General features: G+C 70.3%; 16 protein-coding genes and 1 pseudogene. 12 read left to right on the forward strand and 5 right to left on the reverse strand.

Annotated features, from left to right (window positions below):
* Positions 1-9 precede the first annotated feature (9 nt).
* Genes ACFWVP_RS05560 through ACFWVP_RS05570 form a run of 3 tightly spaced genes read right to left on the reverse strand, consistent with a single transcriptional unit; the run spans position 10 to position 5,067 of the window.
* The gene (locus ACFWVP_RS05560; RefSeq protein ID WP_384493835.1) at positions 10-2,883 is read right to left on the reverse strand and encodes an AMP-binding protein; all 2,874 of its coding nucleotides are present in this window, start codon (positions 2,881-2,883) and stop codon (positions 10-12) included.
* Positions 2,855-4,051 carry a hypothetical protein gene (locus ACFWVP_RS05565; RefSeq protein ID WP_384493837.1) on the reverse strand — a complete coding sequence of 399 codons (1,197 nt, stop codon included), beginning with the start codon at positions 4,049-4,051 and terminating at the stop codon, positions 2,855-2,857. Before ACFWVP_RS05565 ends, ACFWVP_RS05560 begins: the two co-directional genes overlap by 29 nt.
* Complete coding sequence (locus ACFWVP_RS05570; protein WP_384493839.1) at positions 4,048-5,067, reverse strand: diiron oxygenase; 1,020 nt, start codon at positions 5,065-5,067, stop codon at positions 4,048-4,050. Before ACFWVP_RS05570 ends, ACFWVP_RS05565 begins: the two co-directional genes overlap by 4 nt.
* Positions 5,068-5,374: 307 nt before the next feature.
* On the opposite strand from ACFWVP_RS05570, the gene ACFWVP_RS05575 reads away from it, so the two are divergent.
* The 5 genes from ACFWVP_RS05575 to ACFWVP_RS05595 all read left to right on the forward strand — a co-directional run bounded on the left by ACFWVP_RS05575 (position 5,375) and on the right by ACFWVP_RS05595 (position 10,776).
* Positions 5,375-5,680, forward strand: a complete 306-nt coding sequence (locus ACFWVP_RS05575; RefSeq protein ID WP_384493840.1) for a hypothetical protein — start codon at positions 5,375-5,377, stop codon at positions 5,678-5,680.
* A gap of 17 nt (positions 5,681-5,697) precedes the next feature.
* Complete coding sequence (locus tag ACFWVP_RS05580) at positions 5,698-6,396, forward strand: SDR family NAD(P)-dependent oxidoreductase (protein ID WP_384493842.1); 699 nt, start codon at positions 5,698-5,700, stop codon at positions 6,394-6,396.
* The gene (locus ACFWVP_RS05585) at positions 6,397-7,830 is read left to right on the forward strand and encodes a class I adenylate-forming enzyme family protein (RefSeq protein ID WP_384493844.1); all 1,434 of its coding nucleotides are present in this window, start codon (positions 6,397-6,399) and stop codon (positions 7,828-7,830) included.
* A 121-nt stretch (positions 7,831-7,951) separates the two neighbouring features.
* Positions 7,952-9,667 carry a chloramphenicol-biosynthetic FADH2-dependent halogenase CmlS gene (gene cmlS, locus ACFWVP_RS05590; protein ID WP_384493846.1) on the forward strand — a complete coding sequence of 572 codons (1,716 nt, stop codon included), beginning with the start codon at positions 7,952-7,954 and terminating at the stop codon, positions 9,665-9,667.
* Between the two features lie 128 nt (positions 9,668-9,795).
* Positions 9,796-10,776: an aldo/keto reductase gene (locus ACFWVP_RS05595; protein ID WP_384493848.1), complete on the forward strand. Its 981-nt coding sequence runs from the start codon at positions 9,796-9,798 to the stop codon at positions 10,774-10,776.
* Between the two features lie 438 nt (positions 10,777-11,214).
* Here the strand turns inward: ACFWVP_RS05595 and ACFWVP_RS05600 are convergent, their stop codons facing one another.
* Positions 11,215-11,586, reverse strand: coding sequence for a hypothetical protein (locus tag ACFWVP_RS05600; protein WP_384493849.1), 372 nt, complete (start codon positions 11,584-11,586; stop codon positions 11,215-11,217).
* Positions 11,587-11,927: 341 nt separating this feature from the next.
* Here ACFWVP_RS05600 and ACFWVP_RS05605 point away from each other — a divergent pair, with 341 nt between their 5' ends.
* From ACFWVP_RS05605 to ACFWVP_RS05625, 5 genes are all read left to right on the forward strand, one after another.
* Positions 11,928-12,179, forward strand: a complete 252-nt coding sequence (locus ACFWVP_RS05605) for a DUF3253 domain-containing protein (RefSeq protein ID WP_384494003.1) — start codon at positions 11,928-11,930, stop codon at positions 12,177-12,179.
* A 210-nt stretch (positions 12,180-12,389) separates the two neighbouring features.
* Positions 12,390-12,731, forward strand: coding sequence for a hypothetical protein (locus ACFWVP_RS05610; RefSeq protein ID WP_384493851.1), 342 nt, complete (start codon positions 12,390-12,392; stop codon positions 12,729-12,731).
* Between the two features lie 319 nt (positions 12,732-13,050).
* The gene (locus tag ACFWVP_RS05615; protein WP_384493852.1) at positions 13,051-14,751 is read left to right on the forward strand and encodes an alpha-glucosidase; all 1,701 of its coding nucleotides are present in this window, start codon (positions 13,051-13,053) and stop codon (positions 14,749-14,751) included.
* Positions 14,752-14,807: 56 nt separating this feature from the next.
* Complete coding sequence (locus ACFWVP_RS05620) at positions 14,808-15,806, forward strand: TIGR03885 family FMN-dependent LLM class oxidoreductase (RefSeq protein ID WP_384493854.1); 999 nt, start codon at positions 14,808-14,810, stop codon at positions 15,804-15,806.
* Positions 15,803-17,497, forward strand: coding sequence for an alpha-amylase family protein (locus ACFWVP_RS05625; protein ID WP_384493855.1), 1,695 nt, complete (start codon positions 15,803-15,805; stop codon positions 17,495-17,497). Before ACFWVP_RS05620 ends, ACFWVP_RS05625 begins: the two co-directional genes overlap by 4 nt.
* A gap of 72 nt (positions 17,498-17,569) precedes the next feature.
* Here ACFWVP_RS05625 and ACFWVP_RS05630 read toward each other — a convergent pair.
* Positions 17,570-17,770 (reverse strand): annotated as a pseudogene (locus tag ACFWVP_RS05630) (snapalysin family zinc-dependent metalloprotease); the annotation flags it as partial.
* Here ACFWVP_RS05630 and ACFWVP_RS05635 point away from each other — a divergent pair.
* Both ACFWVP_RS05635 and ACFWVP_RS05640 read left to right on the forward strand, forming a co-directional pair.
* On the forward strand, positions 17,676-18,107 hold the full coding sequence (locus ACFWVP_RS05635) for a hypothetical protein (RefSeq protein ID WP_384493857.1): 432 nt from the start codon (positions 17,676-17,678) through the stop codon (positions 18,105-18,107). The pseudogene ACFWVP_RS05630 and the gene ACFWVP_RS05635 overlap by 95 nt on opposite strands.
* A gap of 197 nt (positions 18,108-18,304) precedes the next feature.
* Positions 18,305-18,541, forward strand: coding sequence for a ferredoxin (locus ACFWVP_RS05640; RefSeq protein ID WP_384493858.1), 237 nt, complete (start codon positions 18,305-18,307; stop codon positions 18,539-18,541).
* Positions 18,542-18,591: the final 50 nt, after the last annotated feature.

An 18,591-nucleotide genomic window follows, 5' to 3' on the forward strand; every position in this document is an offset into this window, starting at 1 on the left:
CCGTTCCTGCTAGCGCGGCGACGGCGTGGGGGCGGCGCCGTTCTGGGCCTCTGCGGGAAAACCGGTCACCGTGTCGGTGCTGCCCCCGGTTCCGGCACCCGGTGGTGTGCCGAGCAGACGGCCGAGGATGTCGTGTTCGACCTCGCGGTGGGGGGAGGGCCAGCCCGGACCGCTCAGTGCCGCCTGCATGGCGGCCAGCAGCGGCGCGGGGACCTCTCCGCCGTCCCGCACCCGCTCGAACCACTCGGCGGGGGCCAGGACGGCCGACTCCGAGAGCCCGGTGTGGTGCAGCAGTTCGTCGAGCGCGTACGTGCGGTGGACCACGACCGCGGACCGGGATACCGGGCCCCGGGACGCCTCGCCCGCCGTGCCCGCACGCGCGTCCGGACTCCCGAGAAGGGTGTCGGTCAGGACGCCGACGTCGCAGACCGGTAGGTAGCCGCTGAGACGGGGGAACACACCCACCCGGCGCGCGGTCGCGAGCAGAGCGGTGAACCAGTCGTCCTCAAGGTGGCCGTGGTCCTCGGGCCGGTGCCCGTAGACCAGGGCGGACCGGTAGTGGGAGACGGCGCACCCCAGCACGGCGAGGGTGTTCACGTACTCCTCGCTGATCAGCTTCGACCGCGAGTAGGGGTCGCCCACGGCCGTGAGGGTCCCGGCCGACAGGGGCAGGAAGACGGCTCCGGCCGAGGCGGCCGAGAGGAAGGTGAAGGAGCGGGCGCCCAGGGCCGCCGCGCCGCGGACGACCAGCGCGGTGTTGCGCACGCTGCCGCTCAGGTGGCTTTCGAGCGGCAGCAGGTGGTTGACCTGGTAGCCGCAGTGCACCACCGCGTCGAGGACGGGGCCGCGCCGCCGGTCGATCCACTCCTCCAGTTCCCCGTAGGAGATTGCCCGCACCCCGGCGTAGTCGGCGGCCTCCCGCCCGAAGCGTGCGCGGTGCCCGCTCAGGACCCGTTCGGGGTCGCCGGTACTGACGACGAGGACGGGCCGGCCGGCGGTGAGCAGCCGGTCGAGTACGTGCCCTCCGATGAAGCCGGACGCGCCGGTGAGGAGCACGGCCCGCTCGCCGGCCGCGGCCCAGGACACCGGCTCGTGCCGGGTGTCACGGCGCAGGACCGGCAGCTCGGCGCGCAGCGCGTCGCGCTCGCCCTCCACCCGGCGCAGCAGCGTTTCGACGGCGGACTCCGAAGGGGCGACGGCTTCTCCGCGCAGGTGGCGCAGGAAGGCGGCCGGGACGAAGTCGTAGTCCATCGCGGCGAACGCGGCCTCCACCGCCTCCTCGCCGTAGGCGTCGGAGAGTTTGACCTGGATCTGGATCATGGCGAGGGAACTGCCGCCCGCGTCGAAGATCGACCTGTCCGGGCCGATCTCCCTTCCCAGGACGGCGGCCACCACGTCGAGCACCCGTCCCAGCTCCGCCGCCTGCCCGTCCGGGGCCGCGGCCGGGGACGTGAGCCGCTCCCGCAGAGCGCCGCGGTCCACCTTCCCGCCCGGGGTCAGCGGGAGCGCGTCGCTCAGCACGACGCGGTCGGGCGCCTCCCAGACGGGCACCAGATTCCTGATCCGGGCCATCAGCGACTCCTCGGTGGCGTCGCCGTCCGCGGCTGTGACCAGCAGGATCGTGGCGTCCTGCCGTACGAGAGCCAGCTCCCGGTCCAGGTGACGGGAGAGCGTGGACTCGACGTGTGCGAGGTTCACCCGGTGTCCCAGGCGCTTGATCTGCTCGTCGATCCGTCCGACGTAGGCGAGCAGGCCGTCGTCGGAGAGGGTCACGACGTCCCCGGTGGCGTAGGCGGGGGAGCCGTCGACCGTGGTGAACACCGCGTTCTCGCCCACGCTCCCGCCGGCGTAGCCGAGTGCCACGCCGTCGCCGACGATGATGAGTTCGCCGGTGCCCGTCGTGGCGTCCCGGCCGGTGTCCGGGTCGCGCACGAAGGCCCGGAAGCCGTCGACGGGGGCGCCGATGGTCGGTGTGAACTCCTTCAGCTCGGCGAGGGAGAAGCAGACGGTGGCCTCCGTCGGACCGTACGCGTTGAACACCCTGCTGTAACGGGCCGCCTTGTGGTATTCGCTCTCGCCCAGCGCCTCGCCGCAGAACTCCACCTTGCGGATGCGGCGGCGCGCCGCCTCGTCGAGCCGCGCGTAGACGGACGGCGACAGCATGGCCAGGTCGCAGCCGTGCGCGGTGAGGTACCGCGAGACGGAACCCAGCCAGGAGGCCTGGTCCCGGTCCGGTACGACGAGGGCCGCCCCGGCGTACAGGGTGCCGAGGAGCTCACTGATGGAGGCGTCGAAGGAGAGCGAGGCGAAGTGCAGGACCTCGTCGTCCGGCGTGATGTCGAGCAGGCGCCGCAGGGAGCGGCACAGGTTGAGCAGACCGCCGTGCCCGACGTCGACGAGCTTGGGACTGCCGGTCGAGCCCGAGGTGAAGATGGAGTACGCGACAGGGGAACGGGCCGGCTCCCCGGACGCGCCGCCCGGCGCCGCCGGGCCGGTGGGCAGGCCCACGTCATCGGCGTGCAGGGCACGCAGACCGGCCTTCCCGGCCCGCGCCAGGGCCTCGCGGTCGAAGCAGACGAGGAGCGCGGCGTCCGCGGCACGGACGAACTCCGCGAACCGCTCGGCGGGCAGGCCGGGATTCATCGGGGTGTGCACCGCGTGGCTGCGCATCGCCGCGAGCGCCCAGATCGCGGCCTGCGCCGTGTGCTCCCCGGAGACCAGGACACGGCGGCCCGCGGGGCACTCGCGGTCGATCAGGCCGGCGAGCACGCTCGTGACCCGGTCGAGCTCCTCGTACGTCCAGGTCCTCCCGGCGGTCCGCAGCGCGGTCCGTCCGCGATGGCGCCGGAAGAGGTCAGTCAACAGGTCCGGGAGTTCCACCACTTGCTCCAATTCTCTGCGTGAGTCGGCCGAGGATGTCGGCCGCGGTCCCCGGGGGGAGGAATCCGCGCTTGTACTGCATCCGCAACAGCGGCGGGCCCGGCCACGACCGGTCGGCGAGGAACTTCAGATCTTCGAAGACGCGCGCGCTGCGCACCGCCACCCAGCGCCACCGGTCCGGTTCCGGACGCATGAACGTGGTGTCGGAGACGACGACGCGGGGCATCCGGCCGCTGGTGAACGCCTGCGCGAAGGCATGGAGGTCGGACATGGTGAACCGGCCCAGTGACTCCTGGGCCCTGCGGGCCCTGGCGAAGTACTCGGGGGTGTAATCCGCAGGGGAACCGGCCCGCACGACGAGCGGTTTGATCTCGACGTAGTAGCCCCCCTTCGTCGCGAACTCCCAGCGGGAGAAGGGGTACTGCAGGACCAGGCCCCCGCCGAGGACGGGCAGCAGGGTGGCGGTGACGGCGCTGAGCAGTTCGTCGAAGGTGACGCCCTCACGGAGCGGCAGCCATTGCTCCGCCGACGCGGAGATCGTCGGGATGCCCTTGCGGCCCGGTGCGGGCAGGTCGCCGAGGACTCGGGCGACCTCATCGGGGTCGGCGGCCGGCAGGGCGGCGTACCGCTCGACGGTCCGCTCGTGGTGGCGGTAGCGGGAGCCGATGCGGCCCGGCGGGGACTCGTCGCGCAGATAGGCCCGGATGTGCCGGAGCAGGTCGACCACATCGGTCAGGTCGACGACCAGATGGCTGAACTTGACGAGGAGGACGTACTCGCCGTTCGTGTGCGGCCAGTACGCGAGGTGCACCACCTCGTCGAGCCGTAGCGGGTGACTGTTGTGGTAGGCGGTGACCAGATCCGCCAGCGTGTCGACGTCGCCCTCGACCGGTCCCGGCTGCGGGGCGAGGGTGACGCCCACGTCCTCCGGCGCCACGTCGACCAGGTGTGTGAGCGCCTGGATCAGCCCGAGCCGGTCGGCGAACTCCCGCCACGCGCCCGGGTCGTCGAGCCGTCCGGGCTCGACGGCGCCGACGAAGGCCGTGCACGGGTTGACGTCGCAGTCCATCCCGAGGTCGCCCAGGAAGCCGTGGATGTCGCGCACGGCGACGGCCGCGGGACGAAGGCGAAGGCCGCCGCGGGCCGCCGCACCGCGGGTGCCGGAGCTCACCGGGCCACCGTCGTGCCCCAGCCGAACTCGGCCTGGTCCAGGACGTCCATCTCCGTCAGGAGGGTGTGCACCCCCGAGTGGTCCTGCACGAGGTGGGTGCCGCCCTGGGATTCACGCACCTCGGCGGCGGCCTTCTCCCAGCCCGGGACGGCTTCGAATGCGACGATCGACTCCCAGGTCGTGAAGTCGGGGGCCACGAAGGCCTCCAGGCCCGCCACGACCTTCTCCAGGAGGAAACGGCGCCGGTCGGCCGGGAGCGCCTCGTACACCCGCTTCATCATCTCGCCGGAGATCGAGGCGTGGCAGTACTCGTCGCGATTGTGCAGCTTCACCGTGGTGGAGTTGACGACCTGGATCCGCTGGTCGTCGGCGAGGAGGCCGAGGTAGGCGTTGATGGAGATCTCGGCGACCGTCGCGAAGCCCAGCGTGGTGAGGCTGCGCTGCCACTGCTCCTCGCACCGGTCCAGATGCGCCTGGTGGATCGTGGTGATGTGCGAGTCGGGCAGGACGCGGTCGGAGAAGTCGCTCCGGCGCATCCGCCGCGTCACCGCGCTGCCGTTGATGTGCATGAGCGTGTGGTACTGCTCGTCCACCATGGCCTGCGCGACGGCGAGTTCGAGCTGTTGACCGCCAAGACCGGGGTACGCGCCGCCGATGACCAGTTCGAAGGCCGGGTTGGCGATCCGCTGCTCGATCTGCACCGTGTTCCGGTTGTAGGCCACCCAGCCCCAGCTCAGCAGCCGGGAGCGGGTCTCGTCGGAGAGGCGATCCCAGATCGGGTGGGACCGGAAGGGGATCATGTCCTCCCGGAAGTCCGGGCGGCCGGGGTCGAACAGGGCGTAGACGTCCGGCTCCTCGCGCTTCACGGCCGCGCGCCGGTGCCAGTTCCCGACAAGCCGGTCGATGACCGCGTTCTCGGCGGGGTCGTCCGGGTCGAACGCCGGTAGTCCGCCGATCCGGACGTGGCCTTCGTCGTCCCCGGCCGCGCCGGATTTCTCGTCCGTATGGTCACGCATGGCCCACCCCTTCCTTCTTTCCCTTTGCGGGCTCGGCCCTTTCCGGGCCGGCGGTTTCGAAGTCTGTGCACATCGATCGCCGCCCGCAAGGGTGTGCAGATCACCACCCCGTGCAACTGAAGGAACGGGACAGTTGCACACCCGGCGGGGCGCCGGTGTGTCGTCCGGTCCTCCGTGTTCGGGATGGCGTGAACGACCTTGCGTGGGCAGGAGGCGTATGACATAAAAATCCAGACGTCGGCCCGGAGAACCACTCGGCCGCCCGGCGTGATCTGTTTTGCTATTTGTGCTGGACGGAGGTCTGAAGATGACGGAGCGAATCCAGAAAGTCGTCGTGGCGGCGCTCGACGAAATCAATCTGACGCGTGAGGAGAAGATTCCCACCGATCAAGTGCTCGACTTGTCCCTCTACGGCGATGCCGGTGTCTTCGAGTCGATGTACCTGGTGGCCTTCCTCTCGCTCGTCGAGGAGAACATCGAGGACGAGTTCGGTGCCGAGGTCTCGCTCACGTCGGAGAAGGCGGTGTCACTCCGGGTGAGTCCGTTCAGCAGCGTCCGACGGCTGATCGGCTTCATCGAGGAAGAGCTGGAACTCGTCGGCGTGCGCGGTTAGTGCAGGTCGGCGCTCTCATGATCCTCATGATCACCGGCACCCGGACCGGCATCGGCAAGGCCCTCGCGGAGCACTTCCTGGAGGCCGGGCACGAGGTCGTCGGGTGCAGCAGAAGATCCGCGGCCATCGACCACCCGCGCTACCGGCACCACGAGGTGGATCTCGCGGACCTCGCCGGGACGAAGAAGATGTTCCGGAGCGTCCGGCAGGAGTACGGAAGGCTCGACGCGCTCGTGAACAATGCCGGTACCTCGTCGATGAATCACTTCATGACGACCCCCGACGAGGTTTCCCGAAGAATATTCGATCTCAATTTCTTCGCCGTGCTGAACTGCTGCAGGGAAGCCGTGAAACTGCTGCGGAAATCCACGGAACAGAGCTCCGCGATCCTGAATGTCTCCACGGTCGCTGTGCCCTGGGCCATCGAGGGACAGCTCGCCTATTCGGCCAGTAAGAGTGCGGTCGAACAACTCGTCCGCGTCATGAGCAAGGAGTTGTCCGCGTTCGGTATCAGGGTGAACGGAATCGGGCTCCCTCCCGTTCACACGGTACTGACGAGGACCGTGCCCCGGCCCAAGATCGACACCCTGATCGCGCGCCAGGCGATATCCCGCCAGTGCACGACGGCCGACATCGTCGGACCGGTGGAGTTCCTGATCGGCCGGCAGTCGGAGTTCATCACGGGCGAGACGCTCTTTCTTGGGGGTGTGCACTGAATGCGCGACGAACTTGTGCGAAGGTTCGAGGACTTCGGCACGCGAACGGCGCTCTTCGACCGCGGGACCGCCGTCACCTACGCGGAACTCCTGAAACGCATCCGCGACCTGCGGGAACGGCTGGCGCTCCACGGGGTGAAGCCGCGGGAGACCGTGGTCGTCCACGGCGACCACTCACTGGACTCCGTTGCCGCCCTGTTCGCGCTCTTCCTGGACAGGAACGTCGTCGTGCCGGTGGTGACCCTCACCGACACGACGCTCGACACCCTCCTCGAACACTGCCGGCCGGGCCATCTGGTCAGGACGACCGGGGCCGGTGTCGAGATCGAGGACCTCGGGCAGGCGGCCGGCCGGGCCGACGGCGCCGGTCCGGATCCCGCGGGGGCCCTGGACACCACCGAAGGGCCCGGCACCGTGCACGGTCGGCTCGGTGACCCGGACGCCGCAGGACTCGTCCTGCTCAGCAGCGGCAGCACCGGCGCGCCGAAGGTCATCCTCCACAGCCTCGACGTCCTCGTCGGTGAGAAACTCGAGAAGCGTCCGCGCCGCCGGCCGAACGCCCTCAACATCCTCATGGTGCTGATGTTCGACCACATCGGCGGGATCAACTCGCTGCTCAGCACCCTGCTCGTCGGGGGCACCGCGGTCCTTCCACGCCACCGCACCCCGGAGGAGATCTGCGCGCTGATCGAACGCCACCGCATCCTCGTCCTGCCCACCAGCCCGACCTACCTCAACCTGATCATGGTCGGCGACTACCACCGCACGTACGACCTCAGCAGCCTGCGCCTGATCACGTACGGCACCGAGCCGATGTCCGAAGAACTGCTCCGGCGGGTCCGCGGGATCTTTCCCGACGTCCGGCTGCTCCAGACCTTCGGCACGAGCGAGACCGGTATCGCCACCACCACCAGCCAGTCGTCGAGCAGCACGTACTTCAAGATCTCCGGCGCCGGGGTGGAGCACCGGATCGTCGACGGCGAACTCCAGCTCAGGACCCGGACCCAGTTCCTCGGCTATCTGAACTACGACGACGACTCGCTGACCGAGGACCGCTGGTTCAGGACCGGGGACCTGGTCGAGGAGGCGGCCGACGGCTACCTCCGGATCAAGGGCCGGGCCAAGGAGATCATCAACGTCGGCGGCGAGAAACTCCTCCCGCTCGAACTGGAGTCGGTCCTCATGGGCAGCCCCCTCGTCGAGGAGTGCGTCGTGTACGGGAAGCCGAACGCGATCACCGGCCAGTCCGTGTGTGTGGACATCAAGCCCCGGGGCGAACTCACCCGCGCGGCGCTGCGCAAGCACGTGACGGAGTTCCTCGCCGGCCGGGTCGCGCCGTTCAAGGTGCCCTCGAAGATCAACGTGGTCGACACGATCGCGATGTCGGACCGCATGAAGAAGCTGCGGTCCCGGCCGGGCGCCGACGAGGAGTGAAGGCCGTCCTCCCGCCCGTCCCGGTGCGCCGGCCCTGTCCGGCCGCGCCCCGTTCCCAGCCCGCTCCGCGCCGCACCGGCGCGGAGTCCCATCAGCCCGTCCCCGTCCCAAGGAGTACGTGATGGCACGATCGAAGGTGGCGATCATCGGCGGAGGGCCGGCCGGCAGCGTCGCGGGTCTGACCCTGCACAAGCTCGGCCACGACGTCACGATCTACGAGCGGACCGCCTTTCCCCGGTACCGCATCGGTGAGTCGCTGCTGCCCGGCACGATGTCGATCCTCAACCGCCTCGGTCTCCAGGAGAAGATCGACGCGCAGAACTACGTCAAGAAGCCCTCGGCGACCTTCCTCTGGGGCCAGGACCAGGCCCCGTGGACGTTTTCCTTCGCGGCCCCCAAGGTCAAGCCCTGGGTCTTCGACCACGCCGTCCAGGTGAAGCGCGGCGAGTTCGACAAGCTCCTGCTCGACGAGGCCCGGAGCCGCGGGATAGCCGTCCACGAGGAGACCCCCGTCACCGACGTGGACCTGTCCGACCCGGACCGCGTGGTCCTGACGGTGCGCCAGGGGGGCGAGAACCTCACCGTCGAGAGTGACTTCGTCATCGACGCGGGCGGCTCCGGCGGCCCCGTCGCCCGCAAGCTCGGCGTGCGCCAGTACGACGAGTTCTACCGGAACTTCGCGGTCTGGTCGTACTTCCGGCTGGAGGACCCCTTCCACGGGGACCTGAAGGGCACCACGTACTCGATCACGTTCGAGGACGGCTGGGTCTGGATGATCCCCATCAAGGACGACCTGTACAGCGTCGGGCTGGTCGTCGACCGCTCGAAGGCCGCGGAGGTGCGCGAGCAGGGCGCCGACGCCTTCTACTCGGCGACCCTCGCCAAGTGCGCCAAGGCCATGGACATCCTCGGCGGCGCGGAGCAGGTCGACGAGGTCCGGATCGTGCAGGACTGGTCCTACGACACCGAGCTGTTCTCCGCCGACCGCTTCTTCCTCTGCGGCGACGCCGCCTGCTTCACCGACCCGCTGTTCTCCCAGGGCGTGCACCTGGCCTCGCAGTCGGCGGTCTCCGCCGCCGCGGCCATCGACCGCATCACCCGCCACGGGGACGAGAAGGACGAGGTGCACGCCTGGTACAACCGCACCTACCGCGAGGCCTACGAGCAGTACCACCAGTTCCTCGCCTCCTTCTACACCTTCGCCTCCTTCACCGAGCCCGACTCCGAGTTCTGGCGCAAGCGGCGCATCACCGAGTCCGACGACGACCGTCTGACCCGAAGGACGTGGTTCGAGAGCCTGGTCGGCAACGGCCTGGAGGACCCCGGCGGGACCGTGGCGTCCTTCCGCGACCGGGCGTCCACCATGATCTCCATCGGCCGCCACCAGCGCCCCGGGCTCAGCGACGACTTCAGCGAGGCCGAGCTGAACCCGGCGCGGGTCCGCTGGATCAGCGACCTCACCAAGCGGCTGAACAGCATCAGCCGCTTCCGCTGGACCGGCGGCAAGGCCGTGCTCAAGCCGCACTACCGTGTCGAGCCGATCGGTTTCCGGCTGGAGCAGCGGGAGGTCCTGGCCAACGGGGACGGACTCGACATGGCGCAGTACCCGATGGACGAGGAGACCCGGCAGATCTTCCAGGACCTCGCCGAGGAGGAGTTCGGCTACAAGGCGCTCGTCAAGCGCCTCGGCGACGTCGGCCGGCAGGAGCTGAGCACCCAGATCATCGTCCGGCTGATGGAGGCGGGCCTCCTCACCGGCTACGACAAGCAGGGCGAGAAGGTCCTCGTCCAGGGCCGGCTCCACTTCGGCGGCGTCGGCGTCGAGTACGAGGTCTGACCCCGGGCGCACGGCCACCGCCCCCTCCGCCACCCCCTCCGTCTCCTGTCGTGGGAGCGGAAGGGGCGGTGCCGCCCTGCGCCCCCCGCACCGCCCCCATCCCCTCGCGCCCCGAAGGAGGCAGTCCGATGAGATACACGAAGATGCGGAACCTGGAGGTCTCCCGGATCGGCCTGGGGACCATGGGCATGTCCTTCGGCTACACGGGCTCCGGCTCCGACGACGCGGAGTCCGTCCGCGCCCTGCACCGCGCCCTCGACCTCGGTACGACCCTGCTCGACACCGCCGAAATCTACGGGCCCTACACCAACGAACGGCTCGTCGGCCGGGCGATCGTCGGCCGGCGAGACCAGGTGGTGCTCGCCACGAAATTCGGTCTGGTCTCCCACGCGGGCGGCGGGCCGGGGCGGCCCGACAGCAGCCCGGCGAACGTCCGCACCGCCGTGGAGGGCTCACTGCGGCGGCTCGGGACGGACCACATCGACCTCTGCTATCAGCACCGCGTCGACCCCGGCACCCCCATCGAGGAGACCGTCGGCGCCCTCGCCGACCTGGTCGCCGAGGGCAAGGTCCGCCACATCGGCCTCTCCGAGGCCGGCCCCGCCACGATCCGCCGCGCGCACGCCGTCCATCCGGTCACCGCGCTCCAGTCCGAGTATTCGCTATGGACCCGTGACCCGGAGCAGGACGTGCTTCCCGTCCTGCGTGAACTGGGCATCGGATTCGTGGCGTACTCGCCGCTCGGACACGGCTTCCTCACCGGCACGGTCCGCTCGGCCGGGCGTTTCGACGCCTCCGACCTCCGGGCGGACAGTCCCCGCTTCACCGCGGAGAACCTGCCGCGGAACCTGCGCATCGCCGACGGGATCGCGGCAGTCGCCGACGAGGCCGGAGCCACCCCGGCGCAGGTCGCCCTCGCGTGGCTGCTCACCCGGGGGGACGACATCGTGCCGATCCCCGGCAGCCGCCGGACCGCCCGCGTCGAGGAGAACACGGCGGCCACCGAGGTCCGGCTGAGCCCCGAGCAGCTCGGCCGGCTCGACGCCCTCCCGCCCGCCGCGGGCGAGCACCACACGGAGGAGCAGATGCGGATGATGGACCGCCCGTAGCGCTCGACGCGGTCTGTCCGCCGGCGGTGGGTTCGTTCGGCCGGCGGTCGCCCGCCGCGGCATCCGCGGATCTGGTGCTCGTCGCGGGCGACGCAGATACGCCTGCCGCTCGCGCGGACCGGATCGCCACCCTTGCCCTGAGCAACGAAACAGCGGGCCCCTCCGGGACGAAGCCGGGCCGGGGGACCGCACGCGGCGCGGCCTGGACCCCTGGAAAGGGCGACCAGCCCTTCTGGATCACGGGACCCGCCACCCGCTCGCGTAGACGCCCGGCCTCGGCAGGTTCACCGGCCCAGTAGAGCCGGCATCGCCGAGGGCGGCACGATGAGTTCCGAGCCGATTGTCCGCGGCCGGACGCATGGGCGACGCCCTCGGCGGGTCAAGCGTCAGTAGTACGCGTCAGGGTCCTCCGTCAGTGGTGTTCGCCGGCGGTGTCCGTCAGGGATACGAGACCCGCATGGTCTTGACCTCGCCGGAGGGGAGGGCCCAGCCGGCAGAGGCGAAGTGCTCGTCGGCGCCGCTGCCGACGCGCATGGTCGTGCCCGACCAGTTCGTGCTGCGCCGCGTGCAGGACGGCTCGCACAGATCTTTGGTCTGGGAGTTGCCCGTGCCGTCGTGGACGTGGCCGACCCGGACCCACCGCGGCTCGATCCACTGGCCGGATGCGGGCTTGACAACGATCTGCCCGCGCTCGTGCCCGTTCGTGCGGTAGCTGCGTTCATGCCGGTTCACGCAGACCTCGCCCGCGCTGTACGTCACGCATCGGCCGGCGACCTTGTTCCACTTGCTCAGGCCGAGGCGCACCCGCATGGGGCCGGTGTTCGCGAGCCAGGTGCCGCCGGGTCCTGCGGGGCAGCCGTCGGGGCCGACGCCACCTGCTGGTTACAGCATGAGATGGGGGTATGCCGAGCCTCGATCGCGGCCAGGGTTGCTACCGGCTGAGTACTGCGTCCCAGACGTTGCCGCCGTCGGCCCGGGTCCACAGCCACCGCCGCAGTGATGCGGTCGCATGACGCAGCCCGTCAGCCTGGCGCGGGGGGAGGGTACAGCCAACGCTTCAAGGGCGGCAGCGGGTGCGCGTGCGCGAGAGCAGCCTCCGGCCGTTCGCTCCAGGGTGCGACACTGGGGGAGTGGAGGACGACGAGCGGCAGATGGACCGACGCTTGGAACGGACCATTCTGGAGCTGCTGGAGCGGCGTGACCCGAAAGCCACGATCTGCCCCTCCGACGCCGCACGAGCGGTGTACGAAGGGGAGGGCGACGGCTGGCGCGCGCTGATGGAGCCGACACGTCGCGCGGCCCACCGGCTGGCCGAGGCCGGTGAGGTGGAGATCACCCAGGGTGGTAGCCCCGTCGAGCCCTCGAAGGTCCGCGGCCCGATCCGCATCCGTCGCGCCCGCTGAGGTCCGTCCCGCTGGTGTGGCACCCAGCCGGACGGGTGCCATGAGGCGCCCCTGACCTCCGGCTCAGGAAAGCGGACGGATCGCGTACGCGCCGAAACTCACGGACACGCGCGGAGAATCAAGAACGAGGCGTCCTGGACCTGGGGGAAGATCGCGGTTGACCGCGTGTCCTGATGCCGTCCGTCCGAGCCGCAGGACAGCATCGACCGGATGAACCCTCCTGCGGACCCGGAGCGGACTCCGGACGGCAGATACGTGGTCGTCGACCACCGCCGATGGCGTGCGACGGATCCGGAGATCCCCGAGGACGTCGCCTCCCGCCTACGGCATCATCTGATGGCGGCGCGCCGCGGGGTGGCTGCCGCACGCCGCGCCGCTGACGCGAAGGCTGAGGGCCGGGCGCGGAAACGCGTGAACACCGCGAAGGTGGCGCTCGGTGAGCGGGGTGATCCCTGGTGGGAGCAGTCTGCCGAGGTTCGCCGTCTGCGATGGGAGAGGGGGCTCCACGAGCTCGACCAGACTGAGCGGGAGGAGGGCGGGCACGCACCGTGAGGCGGGCTGTCTCCTTGGGCGTGGTACGAGGCTCCGACTCGTGGCGCACGGAGCGATCAGGTCCCTGGACCCCTGCCAATTCGAAGCGGACCGCTGTGCCCTCCGGTACGGGACCGCTGAGGGGCGAGGTCCGACATACCTCGCGCGGGAGTTCGCCGAGAAGGCGCCGGCCGGTGCGCGCGGGGACGGGCCCCAGCGGGGTCGGTCCGTCCCGGGGGAGCCGGGGCGCCCGGCCGGCGATGCCGCCCTGAGCGGTATGACCTCAGCCCCCGGGGTAAGGAGACTCACGTTCCCCACCCCGGGCGAGAGGAGTCCACCGATGGCAGCCGACGACATAGGGCACGCCGAGGACGCGTGGTGGCGGTCCGCGGTGGTCTACCAGGTCTATCCGCGCAGCTTCGCCGACTCCGACGGTGACGGCGTCGGCGACCTGGACGGCCTCACCGGACGCCTGGACCATCTGTCCGGGCTCGGCGTCGACGTGCTTTGGCTGTCGCCCGTCAACCCGTCCCCGCAGGCCGACAACGGGTACGACATCAGCGACTACCAGGACATCGACCCCGTCTTCGGTGACCTGGCGTCCTTCGACCGGCTGGTGGGCGCCGTGCACGAGCGCGGGATGAAACTCGTCATGGACCTGGTCGTCAACCACACCTCCGACGAGCATCCGTGGTTCCAGGAGTCACGCGACCCGGCGAGCCCGAAGCGCGACTGGTACTGGTGGCGTCCGCCACGTGAGGGACGCGAACCCAACAACTGGGGCTCCTTCTTCTCCGGTGCCGCCTGGGAGCTGGACGCGGCGAGCGACGCGTACTACCTCCATCTCTTCTCGCCGAAGCAGCCCGACCTCAACTGGGAGAACCCCCGGATGCGTCGGGCCGTGTACGCGATGATGCGCTGGTGGCTGGACCGGGGCGTGGACGGCTTCCGGATGGACGTCGTCAACCTCATCTCCAAGGACCCCGCCCTCCCCGACGGCGAGGCGCACGAACAGGGGCCGTACGGTGACGGCTCGCCCTACTTCGTCTGCGGACCCCGCATACACGACTACCTCCAGGAGATGCACCGCGAGGTGATCGCCCGGTACCCGGGCCGGCTGCTGACCGTCGGGGAGATGCCCGGGGTGACGGTCGAGCAGGCCCGCCTGTTCACCGACCCGGCGCGTGCCGAGCTCGACATGGTCTTCCAGTTCGAGCACGTAGGGCTCGACCACGGGCGGGGCAAGTTCGATCCCCGCCCGCTGCGGCTCACCGACCTCAAGGCCTCGCTCGGCCGCTGGCAGTCCGGCCTCGCCGACGTCGGGTGGAACAGCCTGTACTGGAACAACCACGACCAGCCCCGGGTGGTCTCCCGGTTCGGTGACGACGGACCGAGCCACCGGACCCGGTCCGCGACGATGCTCGCGACCGTGCTCCACCTGCACCGGGGCACGCCGTACGTCTATCAGGGCGAGGAACTCGGCATGGCCAACGCGCCTCTGCGCACCATCGAGGACTTCAGGGACATCGAGTCCCTGAACCACTACACGGAGGCGCTGCGCGCGGGGGCGCAACCCGAAGACGTCCTGCCGGGACTACGGGCGATGGGCCGCGACAACGCCCGTACACCCATGCAGTGGGACGCGTCCCCGCATGCGGGGTTCACCACAGGCACCCCGTGGATCCCCGTCAACCCGGACCACACCGAGGTCAACGCCGAAGCGGCCCTCGCGGACCCCGGCTCCGTCTACCACCACTACCGTCGGCTGATCGCCCTCCGGCACCAGGAACCGGCCGTCGTGCACGGCGACTTCACGATGCTGCTGCCGGACGACGAGCGGATCTACGCGTTCACACGCCGGCACGGCCGCACAGTGCTCCTGGTCGTCGGGAATTTCACCGGCGACACGGCCTCCGCCGTCATGCCCGCCGGATGGGACGGCGCCGAACTCGTCATGAGCAACGGCCCTTCGGTCCCCGCGCGGCCCGGCCGCCTCGTGCTCGCCCCGTGGGAGGCGCGGGTGCACCGGCGCAACGACTGAGCCGAGCGGGCGCGACGGCGACCGATGATCCCTCCGGTACCGGGTACGCGGACCTCATGACCGTCTACGGACTTCACGCCTCCCATGAACAAGTACCTCCCGCCGACCTGTTGGCAGCCGTCGTACGCGCGGAAGGCGCGGGCTTCACCGCCGCGATGTGCTCGGATCACTTCTCGCCCTGGAGCGTCCGGCAGGGCGAGTCCGGCTTCGCCTGGTCCTGGCTCGGCGCGGCGCTCCAGGCCACCGACCGGATCCCCTTCGGAGTGGTGAACGCCCCGGGCCAGCGCTACCACCCGGCGATCGTCGCGCAGGCGATCGGCAGCCTCGCCACGATGTACCCAGGCCGCTTCTGGGCGGCGCTGGGAAGCGGTGAGGCGTCCAACGAGCACATAACCGGCGACCGTTGGCCGCGCAAGGACGTACGGAACGCGCGGCTGCGCGAGTGCGTCGACATCATCCGGGCGTTGCTGCGCGGCGAGGAGGTGAGCCACGACGGGCTGGTGACCGTGGACCGGGCCCGGCTGTGGACGCGCCCGGAGACGGTGCCGCCGTTGGTGGGAGCCGCGTGCAGCGAGGCGACCGCGCGGTGGTGCGCGGAGTGGGCGGACGGCCTGATCACGGTCAACGCGCCGCGCGAGACGCTGCGCCGGATCGTGGACGCCTACCGTTCGGCGGGTGGCGCCGGCCGGCTGCACCTCCAGGTGCACCTCAGCTGGGCCCCCGACCTGGGGACCGCCCAGGAACTCGCCCACGACCAGTGGCGCACCAATGTCCACGGGCCGCCGGCGAGCTGGGACCTGGACTCGGCCGAGCTGTTCGACAACGTCAGCGAGCACGTCTCACCGGACAGGGTCGCGGAGTCCGTCAACATCTCCGACGACCTCGGCCGGCACGCGGCCTGGCTCCAGGAGTACGCCGACCTGGGCTTCGACGCCGTCATGCTGCACCACGTCGGCAAGGAGCAGAGCGCCTTCATCGACGCGTTCGGCGCGAAGGTGTTGCCGCAGCTGGACGTCACCCGTCCCCCGGCCGCCGTCGCGGAGGGTGTCCGATGAGGTTGACCCGTACCTCCGACCTGTGGTGGAAGAACGCGGTCGTCTACTGCCTGGACGTGGAGACGTACCAGGACTCCGACGGCGACGGCACCGGAGACTTCGCGGGCCTGACCCAGCGCATCGACCACCTGGGGCGCCTCGGTGTCACCTGCGTGTGGCTGATGCCGTTCTATCCGACGCGGGAACGCGACGACGGCTACGACATCACCGACTTCTACGCCGTCGATCCCCGGCTCGGCACGCTGGGCGACTTCACCGAGTTCGTGCGCACCGCCCGCGACCGGGGCATCCGGGTCATCGCCGACCTGGTCGTCAACCACACCTCCGACCACCATCCGTGGTTCCAGGACGCCCGCTCCAGCCGCACGTCGAAGTACCGCGACTGGTACGTCTGGTGCGACAGCCCGCCGGAGGACGGCCCCGAGGGTGTGGTCTTCCCCGACGTCGAGAAGAGCGTGTGGGAGTACGACGAGACCACCGAGCAGTACTACCTGCACCGGTTCTACAAGCAGCAGCCCGACCTCAACGTCGCCAACCCGGCGGTCCGTGACGAGATAGCGCGCATCATGGGCTTCTGGACGCAGCTCGGACTGTCGGGATTCCGGGTCGACGCGGTGCCGTTCCTGCTGGAGACCGACGGCCAGGAGGACGCGGACCGGCTGCCCGACCCGCACGAGTACCTCGCCGACCTGCGGGCCTTCCTCGGACGCCGCAGCGGTGACGCGGTGCTGCTGGGCGAGGTGAACCTGCCCTACCCGGACACCGCGAAGTTCTTCGGCGACTCGGAGTCCTCCCGCGGTGACGAGCTGACCATGTGCTTCGACTTCATCGGTATGCAGCAGATGTACCTGTCGATGGCGCGGGGCGAGGCGGCCCCCCTGGCGGCGGCTCTCCGGGAGCGCCCCGCGGCGCCCCGCGACGCGCACTGGGCGACGTTCGTCCGCAACCACGACGAGCTCACGCTCGACAAACTCGACGACGACGAGCGCGCCGAGGTGTTCGCCGCCTTCGGCCCCGACAAGGACATGCAGCTCTACGACCGGGGTCTGCGCCGCCGCCTGCCGCCGATGGTCGACGGCGACCGGCGGCGCGTGGAACTGGCGTACAGCCTGCTCTTCTCCCTGCCCGGCACACCGGTGCTGTTCTACGGCGAGGAGATAGGCATGGGCGAGAACCTCGCGGCCGAGGGCCGGCAGGCCGTCCGCACCCCGATGCAGTGGACGCCCGACAAGGGTGGCGGTTTCACCGCGGGGGAGGGAGTGGAGCTGCCCAATCCCGTCGTGACGGGTGCGTTCGGCCCTACGAAGGTCAACGCGCACGACCAGGCGCACGACCCGGCTTCGCCGCTGAGTCGGATGCGGACGCTGATCGAACGCTACCGGGAGACCCCCGAGTTGGCCTGGGGCGACTACCGGGTCATCGACGCGGACGATCCGGGCGTGCTGGTCCACCTCAGTTCGCTGGAGGGCGGCGCGGTGCTCGTGCTGCACAATTTCTCCGAGCGGTCCGTCACCGCCTCCGTCGAGGTCCCGGGGCTGAGGGGCGGCCGACTGCTCACCGATGTCTTCACCGGTGACACCCTCAAGTCGGCGGCCGCCGGCCTCGTCGATGTCGCGCTGGACCCGTACGGCTACCGGTGGCTGAGGGTCAACACCCCCCTTGACGACCCGGATCGGACGACAGCGGTGTGATCCGACGCGCGCGAGGTGTCCGGCCGCACGGAGTGGGCCGGGCACCTCGCGCGATGGTCGTCCCGCCGGCTGAGGCGCGTCCACCAGAGTGCGGCCGTCGGCGGGAACGAGCGAGGCGAGGCCGCCGGCGTAGGCGGACTCGACGCGGGATCGTTCAGTCGCGTCCGGGACCGCGTTCGTGCAGCTGGTGCCCGCGGCCGACCCTGACATCAGCTGGGAGAACGGGCCGGGTTTGGTGTCGGGCAGGCCCAGGCTGTGCCCCGAGCACCGGGCCTGGATGTCGAGCGCCTGGTGCTCGGCCGATGCCTTGCGGGATCGTGGGGTCCTGATGATCGACCACGACTCTTCGGCCGCCGACGGCAGTGAGCTGGCGGTGCCGGTCAACCCTCGCATGCCCTATGGCGCGCGGCCTGCCGCGCGAGCCCGGCGGGCGAAGGCACAGGAGCCGATCGAGCGGCTTGTCACCGAGGGTCGCTTCCGGATGACTGATCTTGATGACGACGAGGTCGCGGAATGGCGGCGCGTCGTCCGTCCCCCTGGCGTAAGGGATGCGGCCTGGGTGTGGGGTGGGCGGCGACGGTCGACTCCTGCGGTCGCGGGACGCGGGTGAAGGCCCCTGGGTGGAGCCGGGGGCCCTGAAGGTGTGCTGGCCGCTCGGTTTCGCTGCCGACGAAGGGCTGGTGCGGGTCGAGTCGCCCTTGGTGTCGAGAGGGCGCATCCAGATGTGTTGAATATGAATATCGTTATCAACTACTGTGTGGGTGATGACGTCACCGACGTCATCTGAAACACAGGGGAGGAGTCTGCGTGAGCGCGACCAGTCGGCCGGTCGGACCGGAGCGGGTCCGTGCTGAGCGGCACCTCTGCGTAGGGGCAGGGCAGTGCGTGCTCGCCGCACCGGCCGTCTTCGACCAGGCGGTCGACGACGGTCTGGTGCTCGTGCTGGATGACACGCCGCCCGCCGTCGAACTGTCAGCCGTACGCGACGCGGTGTGGGCCTGTCCATCAGGTGCCGTCACCCTGCGCGAAGGCGCCGTCGACTGACCTGTGCGGATTCCGGCGCGGAGCTGACCCGACGGCTGTGCGCCCCCAGT

The sequence above is a fragment of the Streptomyces sp. NPDC058637 genome (assembly GCF_042717325.1).
Classification (GTDB): Bacteria; Actinomycetota; Actinomycetes; order Streptomycetales; family Streptomycetaceae; genus Streptomyces.

Coding starts and splice junctions, on each gene's coding strand:
- ACFWVP_RS05570 (WP_384493839.1), bottom strand. CDS start 5,067: ATGCGTGACCATACGGACGAGAAATCCGGCGCGGCCGGGGACGACGAA.
- ACFWVP_RS05575 (WP_384493840.1), top strand. CDS start 5,375: ATGACGGAGCGAATCCAGAAAGTCGTCGTGGCGGCGCTCGACGAAATC.
- ACFWVP_RS05580 (WP_384493842.1), top strand. CDS start 5,698: ATGATCCTCATGATCACCGGCACCCGGACCGGCATCGGCAAGGCCCTC.
- ACFWVP_RS05585 (WP_384493844.1), top strand. CDS start 6,397: ATGCGCGACGAACTTGTGCGAAGGTTCGAGGACTTCGGCACGCGAACG.
- cmlS (WP_384493846.1), top strand. CDS start 7,952: ATGGCACGATCGAAGGTGGCGATCATCGGCGGAGGGCCGGCCGGCAGC.
- ACFWVP_RS05595 (WP_384493848.1), top strand. CDS start 9,796: ATGAGATACACGAAGATGCGGAACCTGGAGGTCTCCCGGATCGGCCTG.
- ACFWVP_RS05600 (WP_384493849.1), bottom strand. CDS start 11,586: ATGCGGGTGCGCCTCGGCCTGAGCAAGTGGAACAAGGTCGCCGGCCGA.
- ACFWVP_RS05605 (WP_384494003.1), top strand. CDS start 11,928: ATGGACCGACGCTTGGAACGGACCATTCTGGAGCTGCTGGAGCGGCGT.
- ACFWVP_RS05610 (WP_384493851.1), top strand. CDS start 12,390: ATGAACCCTCCTGCGGACCCGGAGCGGACTCCGGACGGCAGATACGTG.
- ACFWVP_RS05615 (WP_384493852.1), top strand. CDS start 13,051: ATGGCAGCCGACGACATAGGGCACGCCGAGGACGCGTGGTGGCGGTCC.
- ACFWVP_RS05620 (WP_384493854.1), top strand. CDS start 14,808: ATGACCGTCTACGGACTTCACGCCTCCCATGAACAAGTACCTCCCGCC.
- ACFWVP_RS05625 (WP_384493855.1), top strand. CDS start 15,803: ATGAGGTTGACCCGTACCTCCGACCTGTGGTGGAAGAACGCGGTCGTC.